This window comes from Xanthomonas sp. F14 (assembly GCF_014199865.1).
Genome location: NZ_JACHOM010000001.1, coordinates 616,206 through 629,174, shown reverse-complemented (window position 1 = coordinate 629,174; position 12,969 = coordinate 616,206). Strand labels below are relative to the sequence as shown.

General features: G+C 66.6%; 9 protein-coding genes. All 9 read left to right on the top strand.

What is annotated here, in order from left to right:
• Positions 1 to 242 precede the first annotated feature (242 nt).
• Positions 243 to 1,565 (top strand): hemolysin family protein, encoded by a 1,323-nt coding sequence (locus tag GGR73_RS02750; protein ID WP_054591704.1) that lies wholly within the window; start codon positions 243 to 245, stop codon positions 1,563 to 1,565.
• Positions 1,566 to 1,601: 36 nt separating this feature from the next.
• A complete protein-coding gene (gene purB, locus GGR73_RS02745) occupies positions 1,602 to 2,969 on the top strand; it encodes an adenylosuccinate lyase (protein WP_184455531.1) in 1,368 nt (455 codons plus the stop codon).
• Between the two features lie 58 nt (positions 2,970 to 3,027).
• Positions 3,028 to 3,651: a DUF3060 domain-containing protein gene (locus tag GGR73_RS02740; RefSeq protein ID WP_184455530.1), complete on the top strand. Its 624-nt coding sequence runs from the start codon at positions 3,028 to 3,030 to the stop codon at positions 3,649 to 3,651.
• 192 nt (positions 3,652 to 3,843) lie between these two features.
• On the top strand, positions 3,844 to 5,334 hold the full coding sequence (locus tag GGR73_RS02735; protein ID WP_184456469.1) for a cupin domain-containing protein: 1,491 nt from the start codon (positions 3,844 to 3,846) through the stop codon (positions 5,332 to 5,334).
• On the top strand, positions 5,331 to 6,260 hold the full coding sequence (locus GGR73_RS02730; RefSeq protein WP_024939331.1) for a GNAT family N-acetyltransferase: 930 nt from the start codon (positions 5,331 to 5,333) through the stop codon (positions 6,258 to 6,260). The genes GGR73_RS02735 and GGR73_RS02730 overlap by 4 nt, the downstream gene beginning before the upstream one ends.
• 180 nt (positions 6,261 to 6,440) lie before the next feature.
• Complete coding sequence (locus GGR73_RS02725) at positions 6,441 to 9,269, top strand: 2-oxoglutarate dehydrogenase E1 component (protein ID WP_049818127.1); 2,829 nt, start codon at positions 6,441 to 6,443, stop codon at positions 9,267 to 9,269.
• A gap of 42 nt (positions 9,270 to 9,311) precedes the next feature.
• Positions 9,312 to 10,526: a dihydrolipoyllysine-residue succinyltransferase gene (sucB, locus tag GGR73_RS02720; protein WP_184455528.1), complete on the top strand. Its 1,215-nt coding sequence runs from the start codon at positions 9,312 to 9,314 to the stop codon at positions 10,524 to 10,526.
• Positions 10,527 to 10,637: 111 nt separating this feature from the next.
• The gene (gene lpdA / locus GGR73_RS02715) at positions 10,638 to 12,080 is read left to right on the top strand and encodes a dihydrolipoyl dehydrogenase (RefSeq protein ID WP_184455526.1); all 1,443 of its coding nucleotides are present in this window, start codon (positions 10,638 to 10,640) and stop codon (positions 12,078 to 12,080) included.
• Between the two features lie 216 nt (positions 12,081 to 12,296).
• Entirely contained in the window at positions 12,297 to 12,890 is a 594-nt protein-coding gene (locus GGR73_RS02710) for an LOG family protein (protein ID WP_016901548.1), read from the top strand.
• Positions 12,891 to 12,969: the final 79 nt, after the last annotated feature.

The window sequence follows — 12,969 nt, the reverse complement described above, 5'->3', positions numbered from 1 at the left end:
CGGGCGTGCCCACGCTGGCGAGGCTGCCTACGATACTCGCTCGCAGCGTTGCGACCATGTCGTCGCAAGCCCTGGGCTAGACTGCCCAATGATCCATACGAGGTACCACGCCGCCATGGGCGACGACCCTGACTGTAGAAACGCATCGTTTGCGTCTTGCTTGCTTGCACACCGCCCCGGCACCGACGCGCAGCCGCTGACATACCGCGTCACTGCCGCTACGCGCCATGGAGGCGGACGCCATGTTGGGTAACGTGCTGCTGTTGTTCGTCGCATTGCTGCTGGTGCTGTTGAACGGCTTCTTCGTCGCCGCCGAGTTCGCGCTGGTCAAGCTGCGCCACACGCAGGCGGTGGGCCTGGCGCAGAACAACGGTTGGCGTGGGCGGTTGTTGCTCGGGGTACATGCGCATCTGGATGCCTACCTGTCGGCGTGCCAGCTCGGCATCACCCTGGCCTCGCTCGGCCTGGGCTGGGTCGGCGAGCCGGCCTTCGCGCATCTGCTGCAGCCGTTGTTCGATACCGCCGGCCTGTCGCCGGAAGCGGCACAGTTCACCGCACTGGCGATCGCCTTCAGCCTGATTTCGTTCCTGCACATCGTGCTGGGCGAACTGGCGCCCAAGACCATGGCAATCCGCCGCCCGGAGCGGATGTCGCTGTGGACCGCCGCGCCGCTCTACGTGTTCTATTGGCTGATGTACCCGGCGATCTGGGTGCTCAACACCAGCGCCAACCGCCTGCTGCGGGTGCTGGGCTGGGGCGATGTGGAGCACCAGTCGCATCGCTATTCGCGCGAGGAGCTGATGCTGATCGTCGGCCGCCAGGATCCCAACGCCGCCACGCCCGATCACGGGCTGGCCCTGATGAGCCACGCCCTGGAACTGCCCGACCTGGTCGCCGGCGACCTGATGCGCCCGCGCGAGCACCTGCGCAGCCTGCGCGAAGGCATGACGCTGGAATCGGTGCTGGCCGAGTTCAGCGAGTCGCGCTACAGCCGCTACCCGTGGTTCGACGCCGATGGCGAGCAGGTGCTGGGCATCCTGCATACCAAGGATCTGCTGGTGGCGATGGCACGCAGCCAGGACCTGGACGATCTGCGCCCGTTGCTACGCCCGCCCACCCTGCTGACCCTGGAAACCCCGATCCCCAGCGCGCTGGAGCAGTTCCGCACCGGCACCACCCATCTGGCGCTGTGCGTGGAGGAGGAGGGCCGCATCCTGGGCTTTTTCACCCTGGAAGACCTGCTGGAAGTGGTGGTCGGCGAGATCGAGGACGAGCACCGCCACGTGGTGCGCGATGCCCCGATCCGCAGCCAGGACGGCTCGCTGCTGGTGGCCGGCAGCACCTCGATCTTCCGCCTGGAACGTCTGCTGGGCCAGGACCTGAGCGCGCCGGACCACGTCAATTCGGTCGGCGGGCTGATCGTGCACCAATTGCAGCGGCTGCCCGAAGAAGGCGAAACCCTGGAGCTGGACGGCCACGCACTGACGGTGCGGCGCATGGCCGGGCACCGGATCCAGGCCATCACGGTGCGACCGATCGGCGAAGCCGGCGCCGGGGCGGCGTAGAATACGCACCCCCGCCAGCCTCCCAGTGCCCTGCCCATGTCGGATTCCGCCCTGCTCGCCCTGTCCCCGCTCGACGGCCGCTACGCTTCCAAAGTGGATGCGCTGCGCCCGATCTTCTCCGAATACGGCCTGATCAAGGCGCGGGTCAAGGTCGAGATCGAATGGCTGCTGGCATTGGCCGCCGAACCGGGCATCGCCGAGCTGGCGCCGTTCTCCGCGGCCGCCACCCAGACCCTGCGCCGCCTTGCCGACGACTTCAGCGTCGGCGATGCCGCGCGGGTCAAGCAGATCGAGCGCACCACCAACCACGACGTCAAGGCGGTGGAGTACTTCATCAAGGAACAGCTCAAGGACGATGCCGAGCTGGGCCCGGCGCTGGAATTCGTGCATTTCGCCTGCACCAGCGAGGACATCAACAACCTCAGCTACGGCCTGATGCTGGAGCAGGCGCGCCGCGAGGTGCTGCTGCCCACGCTGGACGGCATCACCGCCAGCCTGCGCGCCCTCGCCCATGCCCAGGCCGGCCAGCCGATGCTGTCGCGCACGCATGGCCAGACCGCCTCGCCCACCACGCTGGGCAAGGAAATCGCCAACGTGGTCGCGCGCCTGGAGCGGCAGCGCAAGCAGATCGCCGCGGTCGAACTGACCGGCAAGATCAACGGCGCGGTCGGCAACTACAACGCGCACCTGGTGTCGTACCCGGAGCTGGACTGGGCCGCGTTCGCGCAGCGCTTCGTCGAAAGCCTGGGCCTGGTGTTCAACCCCTACACCACCCAGATCGAGCCGCACGACAACGTGGCCGAAATCGGCGACGCCAGCCGCCGCGTCAACACCATCCTGATCGACCTGTCGCGCGACATCTGGGGCTACATCTCGCTGGGCTACTTCAAGCAGAAGCTCAAGGAGGGCGAAGTCGGCTCCTCGACCATGCCGCACAAGGTCAACCCGATCGACTTCGAAAATGCCGAAGGCAACTTCGGCATCGCCAATGCGCTGTTCGAGCATTTTTCCGCCAAGCTGCCGATCAGCCGCTGGCAGCGCGACCTCACCGACTCCACCGTGCTGCGCGCGCTCGGCACCGCGTTCGGCCATACCAAGGTCGCGCTGGATTCGCTGGCCAAGGGCCTGGGCAAGCTGACCGTCAATCCGCAGCGCCTGGATGCCGATCTGGATGCGGCCTGGGAAGTACTGGCCGAAGCCGTGCAGACGGTGATGCGTCGCCACGGCCTGCCCAACCCCTACGAGCAGCTCAAGGCACTGACCCGCGGCCAGGGCATCACTGCCGCGTCCATGCAGGCCTTTGTCGAGAGCCTGCAGTTGCCGGAGCAGGACAAGCAGCGGCTGCGGGCGCTGACACCGGGTGCCTACACCGGGCTGGCCGAACAGCTGGCGCGCGCGATCTAAGCAGCGGTATCCATCCACCGGTATCACGCCCTTGTATCCAGCTGTCAGGAGTATTGCCATGGCATTGCGCGCGCTGCTGTCTGTCTCCCTGCTTGCGTCGGTGGCCTGCGGATTGCTGGCCTGCGGGAAGCAGGCCACTCCCGACTCGCAGCCCGACTCCGCCGCTGCCGTGCCGCACGCGCCGGCCGGCGTGACGGCCGCACCGGTTCCGTCTGTTCCGTCTGTTCCGAGCATGGACGGCGCCACCCAGGTCGCCAGCAATGGCGAGCGGCCGACACTGATGGTCACCTCGACCAGCGGCACGGTCAGCTGCGACGGCCATAACGTCGATCTGACCGGCCAGAACGCCAATCTGGTCCTCAAGGGTGACTGCGGCACGATCGCAGTGCTGGGCCAGCATGCGATCGTGCAGATCGAGCGCGCCGAGGCAGTGCGCATGGTCGGCAACGATGCCCAGGTCAACCTCGCCGGCGATGCCAGCACCATCGAACTGTTCAGCCGCACCTCCACACTCAAGGCCGGCCGCATCGGCACGCTGCTGGTGCCGGGCGACGACAACCAGGTACAGGCGCAGGCGATCGCCTCCGCCACGCTGCACGGCCGCGGCAACCGCATCACCCAGCAATCCGGCACTGCGATGGTCAACGACTACGGCAGCAACAACCAGATCTCCACCCGCTGATCTGCTGACACCGAGACACCCAGCTGCATCCCCGGCCGTGCATGGCCCGGACGCGCACCGCAACCTCACCGCGACACCCGCATGCAAGGCAGCGCATGGCGGGCTGGGCGACAATAAGCCACCTCGCCGGCCGCACCGCGCCGGCCCTCCAGTCGGACCCGTGACACCATGAAAAAGACCCCCGCAAAAAAGATCGCCGCCAGGAAAGGCGCGCCACTGCCCTTCGAGATCCATGCCACCCGCGACCAGCCGCTGGGCATGCCGGTCGAGCGCTTCCTGCGCAACTACTGGCACAAGCACCCGTTGCTGATCCGCAACGCGTTTGCGGACTTCCAGTCCCCGCTGCAGCCCGAAGACCTGGCCGGCCTGGCCTGCGAAGACGGCGTGCTGGCACGCCTGATCAGCCACGACCGCGCCACCGACGACTGGAACGTGCGCACCGGCCCGTTCCAGGAAACCGACTTCCCCGGCCTGCCCGACCATGACTGGACCCTGCTGGTGCAGGACGTGGACAAGTGGGACGCCGACGTCCGCGCACTGCTGGAACAGTTCCGCTTCCTGCCGCGCTGGCGCATCGACGACATCATGATCAGCTTCGCCGCCACCGGCGGCTCGGTCGGCGCACACGTCGACCATTACGACGTGTTCCTGCTGCAGGGCCAGGGCCACCGCCGCTGGCAGATCGACGCACGCGCGCAGCAGGGCCGCAAGGCCGCGCCGCTGGCGTTCCGCGACGATGTCGAGCTCAAGCTGCTGCGCGACTTCAAGCCCACCCACGACTGGGTGCTGGGCCCGGGCGACATGCTGTACCTGCCGCCGCTGGTACCGCACCACGGCGTGGCCGAAGACGCCTGCCTGACCTTCTCCATCGGCACCCGCGCGCCGTCCTCGGCCGAGCTGATCGGCGACTATCTGGACACCTTGATCGCCGATGCCGACGAGGCCGTGCGCTATCACGACGAAGACCTCAAGGTGCCGGCCGATCCGTACGAGATCGACGTCACCGCGATGAACCGCGTGGTCGAAGCGCTCAACGCGCTGCGCATGAACGACCCGGATCGCCTGGGCGACTGGTTCGGCCGCTTCATGACCACCTACCGCGCCTCCGGCGACGTGGTGCCGGCACCCGAACCGATTCCCCGCGAGGCCGTCGAGCAGGCGCTGGAAGAGGGCGTGCTGCTGCACCGTCACCCCTGGTCGCGGCTGGCCTGGCGGCGCGCCAAGCGTGGCGCCACCCTGTTCTGCAGCGGCCTGGAATTCGCGCTGTCGGCCAAGGATGCCGCACGGCTGGCCGCGGCCGAAGAGATCGACGGTGCGCTGTATGCGCAGCTGTCCAACCGTGGCCGCGAGGTGGTGCTGGAGCTGCTGGCGCAGGGCCATTACCAGCGCGCCCACGAGGAGGCGGAAGACGACATCGAGGACATCGACGACGACCAGGCCCACGTCCTGAGCCTGTCGGCCGACCAAGACGATGCCGACGAAGGGGCCGACACACCGGACGCGGACGATGAGATCGACGCCGAGGCCGACGTCGAGCAGGTCGCCGATGCCGCGGACGGTCCGGCCCAGGCTGAGGAGGCCGAACAAGGCGAGGATGCCGACCAGGACGACGACAGCGGGCTGGCCGACGACGACGCGGCATCGGACGCTGGCGACGACGACGGGTCCGACCAGCGCGCATGAGTTCCCAGGCCGGGCTGCAGATCGTTTCGCTGGAGGCGGCGTCCGACGCCGCAGCCCTGCGTGCGCTGCGCCTGGCCTGCGGCACCGGCAGCACCGAGGACAGCGCTGCCGACTGGGACGCCCTGGACCCGCTCAGCCTGCACCTGGCGCTGCGCAGCGAGGACGGCCAGTTGATCGGCTCGGTGCGGCTGACGGCGGATCGGCGCATCGACCGGCTCGGCGTGCTGCCGGGCTGGCGCCGCCGCGGCCTGGCCGACCGGTTGCTCGCAGCCGCCGTCGCCACCGCACAACAACGCGGCTGGCCCGGCCTGCAAACCCGCGTGAACACAGACGCCGAGGCCGTGTTTGCACGCCTGGGCTTCCTGCCGGACACGTCTTCCGACCGGCACCCCGCTAGCGCGGCAACGGCGGGCGATCGCCCGGGCAGGCCCCTGCACCGCCGTCTCGACGGCCCGATGGCGGTGGACGACCTGCGCGCGGCCCTAGCCGCCACCACCGGCCTGCTGTGCGCCGCACGCCGCCAGGTGCTGATCTATACGCGGGCACTGGATCCGCCGCTGTTCGACAACCCCGCAGTGCTCGATGCGCTGCGCCGCTTTGCCACCGCCCGCCACGACAAGCGCGTGCAGGTGCTGGTGCAGGACACCGCCGTCGCGGGCGCCAACAGCAGCGCGATGCTGCGGCTGGCCCAGCGCCTGCCCAGCGTGTTCCGGTTCCGTGCGGTCAGCGATCCGGTCGATGCCAGCTACGCGTCGGCCTATGTGGTGGGCGATGACGCCTACTACTTTCGTCCAACAGGCCATCGCTTCGACGATGGCGAAACCTGGCTGTCGGGCGCGGCGCGCAGCCGCCAGCTGGAGCGCGAATTCGCGCAGATATGGGAGCGCAGCGCGCTTTGGAACGAACCACGCGCACTCGGCATCTGAGACCGCAGCGCCCTTCGCACGTAGGCGCCAGGCGCTTGCACCTACCCGTCCGGTCAGCTGGCAGACGCCCCCTCACTAGCGCAAGGGGGTATAATTTTTCGAGATTTGAGACCGACCGACAGGGCATCTCGCCCCGCCGCTTCCGCACAATCATCCCCACAGCAGACCCGACTTACCATCGTGGATAATCTCCTAAAGCAGTTCGCACAGTCATCGCAGCTCGCCGGCGGCAACGCCGCCTATATCGAGGATCTGTACGAGCAGTACCTCGTCGCCCCGGACAGTGTTGACCCGAAGTGGAAGAGCTATTTCGATGGCTTCAAGGGTCACGATGCCGGTGATGTGCCGCACTCGGCGGCCATTGCCCACATCCTCACCGCCTCCAAGCAGGCTGCCAACGCCGGCACCGGCGCCGCGGCCAGTGACGAGCGCGAGCGCAACGTCGGCCGCCTGATCACCGCCTACCGTGCGCGTGGCCACCTCGGCGCGCAGCTCGACCCGCTCGGCCTGACCCCGCCGGTCAACCCGCCCGATCTGGACCTGCCGTTCCACAGCCTGTCGCAGGCGGATCTGGACAGCGAGTTCAGCACCGGCGGCGTCGGCGGCCAGCCGCGCATGAAGCTGAAGGACCTGCTGGCCCGCCTGAAGGCGACCTACGCCAGCACCATCGGCGCAGAGTTCATGCACATCCAGGAATTCGACCAGCGCCAGTGGATCTACAAGCGCCTGGAAGATGCCGGCGGCAAGATCGCCGGCGACGCGGCCAGCCGCAAGCGCACGCTGGAGCGGCTCACCGCCGCCGAAGGCCTGGAGCGCTACCTGCACACCAAGTACGTCGGCCAGAAGCGCTTCTCGCTGGAAGGCGGCGACGCGCTGATTCCGATGATGGACGAGATCATTCGCCAGTCCGGCAACGATCAGGTCAAGGACATCGTGATCGGCATGGCCCACCGCGGCCGCCTCAACGTGCTGGTCAATACGTTGGGCAAGAACCCGCGCAAGCTGTTCGACGAGTTCGAAGGCAAGTTCGAGCACGCCCACGACGACCGCGCCCACACCGGCGACGTGAAGTACCACATGGGCTTCTCGGCCGACATTGCGGTCGGTGGCGACAAGCAGGTGCATCTGGCGCTGGCCTTCAACCCCTCGCACCTGGAAATCGTCGACCCGGTCGTGGTCGGCAGCGTGCGTTCGCGTCAGGAACGCTTCGGCGATGCCGAGCGCAAGACCGTGCTGCCGATCCTGATCCACGGCGATGCCGCATTCGCCGGCCAGGGCGTGGTGATGGAACTGTTCCAGATGTCGCAGGCGCGCGGTTTCGCCGTCGGTGGCACCGTGCACATCGTGGTCAACAACCAGATCGGCTTCACCACCAGCGCCCGCGACGACGCCCGTTCCACGCTGTACTGCACCGACGTGGCCAAGATGATCGGCGCGCCGGTCTTCCACGTGAACGGCGACGACCCGGATGCGGTGATGTTCGTGTCCAAGCTGGCCTACGAATTCCGCCAGCAGTTCAAGAAGGACGTGGTCATCGACCTGGTCTGCTACCGCCGTTGGGGCCATAACGAGGCCGACGAACCGGCAGCGACCCAGCCGGTGATGTACCAGACCATCCGCAAGCACAAGACCACCCGCGAGCTGTACGCCGCCAAGCTGGAAAGCGACGGCGTGCTGAGCGCCGACGAGGCCAAGGCGCTGGTCGATGGTTACCGCAACAAGCTCGATTCGGGCGAATACACCACCGAACTGGCGACGCGCAAGCCGGACGAATTCGCCATCGACTGGTCCAAGTATCTGGTCGGCACCGCTGCCGATCCGGTCGACACCCGCGTCAAGCGCGAGCAGCTGGACCGTCTGGCCAAGCTGATCACTACGATTCCGGAAGGCGTCGAGCTGCATGCGCGCGTCGGCAAGATCTACGACGACCGCGTCAAGATGGCCGCCGGCGAGCAGGCCGGCGACTGGGGCTTTGCCGAAAACCTGGCCTATGCCACCTTGCTGGCCGAAGGCCACAAGCTGCGCCTGGTCGGCCAGGACGCCGGTCGCGGCACGTTCTTCCACCGTCACGCGATCCTGCATGACCAGAAGACCGACAGCTATCACCTGCCGCTGCGCCAGCTGGTGCAGAACCCCGAAGACGCCACCATCATCGACTCGCTGCTCAGCGAAGAAGCGGTGATGGGCTTCGAATACGGCTACTCCACCACCGACCCGAATGCGCTGTGCATCTGGGAAGCGCAGTTCGGCGACTTCGCCAATGGCGCGCAGGTGGTGATCGACCAGTTCATAGCCGCCGGCGAAGCCAAGTGGGGCCGCATCGCGGGCCTGTCGCTGTTCCTGCCGCACGGCTACGAAGGCCAGGGTCCGGAGCACAGCTCCGCGCGTCTGGAGCGCTTCCTGCAGTTGTGCGCGCTGGAGAACATGCTGGTCTGCGTGCCGACCACGCCGGCGCAGTGCTTCCACATGATCCGCCGCCAGATGCGCATGACCACCCGCAAGCCGCTGGTGGTGATGACGCCCAAGTCGTTGCTGCGCCACAAGCTGGCGGTGTCGAGCCTGGAAGAACTGGCCGAGGGCGAGTTCCAGCATCTGATTCCCGACGCCAAGGCCGATGCCGGCAAGGTCAAGCGCGTGGTGCTGTGCTCGGGCAAGGTCTATTACGACCTGCTCGAAGACCAGACCAAGCGTGGTCAGGACGACGTCGCCATCCTGCGCGTGGAGCAGCTGTATCCGTTCCCGCGTGCGCAGCTGGCCGCCGAGCTCAAGGCCTATGCCAACGCCACCGACGTGGTGTGGTGCCAGGAAGAACCGCAGAACCAGGGTGCGTGGTACCAGATCCGCCACCACCTGAACTTCTGCCTGGCCAGCGGCCAGAGCCTGCATTACGCCGGCCGTGCCCGTTCGCCCTCGCCTGCCGCCGGCCATATGGCCGACCACATCGTCGAACAGCAGAAGCTGGTCGCCGATGCGCTCCTCAATCCGTTCAACGACCAAGTCGCTGAATAACTCACCTTCCCCAAAGAACGAAAACCCTAGGACGCTCCCCGAATGGCCACCGAAGTCAAAGTTCCGGTACTGCCCGAATCCGTTTCCGACGCCACCATCGCCAGCTGGCACAAGAAGGCCGGTGAAGCGGTCAAGCGCGACGAGAATCTGGTCGACCTGGAAACCGACAAGGTCGTGTTGGAAGTTCCTTCGCCGGTCGACGGCGTGCTGAAGGAAATCAAGTTCGAAGCCGGCAGCACCGTCACCAGCAACCAGATCCTGGCGATCATCGAAGAAGGCGCCGTGGCTGCGGCCGCACCGGCCGACGAGAAGAAGGCCGAGGCACTGGCGCCTGCCGCTGCTGCCCCGGCCGCCGCGCCGGCCCCGGCTGCTGCCGCTGCGCCTGCGGCTGCATCCAAGTCCGCTGCCGATGCGCTGCCGCCGGGTGCGCGTTTTTCCGCGATCACCCAGGGTGTGGATCCGGCCCAGGTCGAAGGCACCGGCCGTCGTGGCGCGGTGACCAAGGAAGACATCGTCAACTTCGCCAAGGCCGGCGGCGTGGGCAAGGCGTCCGGCGCCCGTCCGGAAGAGCGCGTGCCGATGACCCGCGTGCGCAAGACCATCGCCAAGCGCCTGATGGAGTCCAAGAACTCCACCGCGATGCTGACCACCTTCAACGAGGTCAACCTGGCCAAGGTCTCGGCCGCACGCAAGGAACTGCAGGACGAGTTCCAGAAGGCGCACGGCATCAAGCTCGGTTTCATGAGCTTCTTCGTCAAGGCCGCCGCCAACGCGCTGCAGCGCTTCCCGCTGGTCAACGCCTCGATCGACGGCGACGACATCATCTATCACGGCTACAGCGACATCTCCATCGCCGTGTCCACCGACAAGGGCCTGGTCACGCCGGTGCTGCGTAACGTCGAGCGCCAGTCGTTTGCCGACGTCGAACAGGGCATTGCCGACTACGCCGCCAAGGCCCGCGCCGGCAAGCTGGGCCTGGACGATCTGCAGGGTGGCACCTTCACCATCACCAACGGCGGCACCTTCGGCTCGCTGCTGTCGACCCCGATCATCAACCCGCCGCAGAGCGCCATCCTGGGCATGCACGCGATCAAGGAGCGCCCGATCGCCGAGAACGGCCAGGTCGTGATCGCCCCGATGATGTATCTGGCGCTGTCCTACGACCACCGCATCATCGACGGCAAGGACTCGGTGCAGTTCCTGGTCGACATCAAGAATCAGCTGGAAAACCCGGGCCGGATGTTGTTCGGTCTGTGATGAAAGCCGGGATTGGGGATTCGGGATTGGGGATTGGCGAGAGCCGCCCTTTCCCGAGCATCCCGCTTTTACGAATCCCCAATCCCCAATTCCCAATCTCGTGAGCGAAGAATGAGCGAACAAGAACAATTCGACGTCGTCGTCATCGGTGCCGGTCCGGCTGGTTATCACGCTGCGATTCGCGCGGCCCAGCTGGGCATGAAGGTCGCCTGCATCGACGCGGCTATCGGTAAGGATGGCAAGCCGGCGCTGGGCGGTACCTGCCTGCGCGTGGGCTGCATTCCGTCCAAGGCGCTGCTGGATTCCTCGCGCCAGTTCTGGAACATGGGCCACCTGTTCGGCGACCACGGCATCAGCTTCAACGACGCCAAGATGGACGTGCCCACCATGATCGGCCGCAAGGACAAGATCGTGAAGCAGTTCACCGGCGGCATCGCAATGCTGTTCAAGGCGAACAAGATCACCCCTTACTACGGCTTCGGCCAGCTGCTGCCGGGCAACATCGTCAAGGTCGCACAGCACGAAGGCGGCGAGATCGAACTCAAGGGCACCAACGTGATCCTTGCGGCCGGCTCGGAATCGATCGAGCTGCCGTTCGCCAAGTTCGACGGCGACACCATCGTCGACAACGTCGGCGGCCTGGACTTCACCGCCGTGCCCAAGCGCCTGGCCGTGATCGGCGCCGGCGTGATCGGCCTGGAACTGGGCAGCGTGTGGAAGCGCCTGGGCGCCGAGGTCACCATCCTCGAAGCGCTGCCGGATTTCCTGGCGCTGGCCGATGCCGAAGTGGCCAAGACCGCGCTGAAGGAATTCAAGAAGCAGGGCCTGGACATCAAGCTGGGCGCCAAGGTCAGCAAGACCGAGATCACCGGCAGCGGCGATGCCAAGCAGGTGGTGCTCAGCTACACCGACAGCGCCGGCGAGCAGACCCTGACCGTGGACAAGCTGCTGGTGGCCGTGGGCCGCAAGGCCGCCACCAAGAACCTGCTGGCTGACGGCACCGGCGTCAAGGTGACCGACCGCGGCCAGATCGAGGTCGATGGCCATTGCCATACCGGCGTCGACGGCGTGTGGGCCATCGGCGACTGCGTGCGCGGCCCGATGCTGGCGCACAAGGGCTTCGAGGAAGGCATCGCGGTCGCCGAGCTGATTGCCGGCCTGCCCGGCCACGTCAACTTCGACACCATTCCGTGGGTCATCTACACCGAGCCGGAGATTGCCTGGGTCGGCAAGACCGAGCAGCAGTTGAAGGCCGAAGGCGTCACCTACAAGGCCGGCAGCTTCCCGTTCGCGGCGATCGGCCGTGCCGTGGCCATGGGCGAGCCGGCCGGCTTCGTCAAGGTCATCGCCGATGCCGAAACCGACCGCGTGCTGGGTATGCACCTGGTCGGTGTGGGCGTCTCCGAGCTGGTCCACGAAGGCGTGCTGACGATGGAATTCAACGGCTCGGCCGACGACCTGGCGCGCATCTGCCACGCCCACCCGACGCTGTCCGAAGCGATCCACGATGCCGCGATGGCAGTGAGCAAGCGCGCGATTCATAAGGCCAACTGACCGGGATTGGTGGATTCGGGATTGGGGATTCGCAACTGCGGCTCTCCGTCCCGGCCCTCTCCGGCAATGACATGGCGCCGGGTGAAAACCCGGCGTTATGTTTTTCAAGCCAGGCAATAACTCAAACAATTCAGCGCGCCCCCTGCCGATGGCATCACCTGCAACCAGCAGCGCTGCCTCGCTTTTACCAATCCCCAATCCCAACTCCCGAATCCCATGAAAAGCATCTGCGTCTACTGCGGCTCCAATGCCGGCAACAAACCCGCCTACGCCGAGCGCGCCACTGCGCTGGGCCAGCGCATCGCCGAGCAGGGCCTGCGGCTGGTGTATGGCGGCGGCAATGTCGGGCTGATGGGCACCGTGGCCAATGCGGTGCTGGCGGCTGGTGGCGAGGTGACCGGGGTGATTCCGCAGCAGCTGGCCGATTGGGAAGTGGCGCACCGTGGGCTGACCACGCTGGAAATCGTTGGCTCCATGCATGAGCGCAAGATGCGCATGTTCGAGCTGTCCGATGCCTTCGTCGCCCTGCCCGGCGGCTTCGGCACCATGGAAGAGATCTTCGAGATGCTGACCTGGCGCCAGCTCGGCATCGGCAACAAGCCCTGTGCGTTCCTGGATATCGAAGGCTTCTACGCACCGCTGATCGGCATGATCGATCGCATGGTGGAAGAGCGCTTCCTGCATCCGGACCAGCGCAGCGACCTGTGGTACGGCGCCGATATCGAACAGATGCTGGAGTGGATGCAGCACTACACGCCGGCGCAGGCCTCCAAGTGGATCGACGAGAAGCGCCGCTCCACGCTGGTGTGATGCGGGGCGACGCCCGCTCCCTGCCCTATCGCGGGCCATGCCTGGCGTCATGGTCAGGCATGCGCAACAGCAAGCGCGC

Excerpts from the sequence above, each read along its gene's own strand:
- GGR73_RS02750 (WP_054591704.1), top strand. The coding sequence starts at position 243 with ATGTTGGGTAACGTGCTGCTGTTGTTCGTCGCATTGCTGCTGGTGCTG.
- purB (WP_184455531.1), top strand. The coding sequence starts at position 1,602 with ATGTCGGATTCCGCCCTGCTCGCCCTGTCCCCGCTCGACGGCCGCTAC.
- GGR73_RS02740 (WP_184455530.1), top strand. The coding sequence starts at position 3,028 with ATGGCATTGCGCGCGCTGCTGTCTGTCTCCCTGCTTGCGTCGGTGGCC.
- GGR73_RS02730 (WP_024939331.1), top strand. The coding sequence starts at position 5,331 with ATGAGTTCCCAGGCCGGGCTGCAGATCGTTTCGCTGGAGGCGGCGTCC.
- sucB (WP_184455528.1), top strand. The coding sequence starts at position 9,312 with ATGGCCACCGAAGTCAAAGTTCCGGTACTGCCCGAATCCGTTTCCGAC.
- lpdA (WP_184455526.1), top strand. The coding sequence starts at position 10,638 with ATGAGCGAACAAGAACAATTCGACGTCGTCGTCATCGGTGCCGGTCCG.
- GGR73_RS02710 (WP_016901548.1), top strand. The coding sequence starts at position 12,297 with ATGAAAAGCATCTGCGTCTACTGCGGCTCCAATGCCGGCAACAAACCC.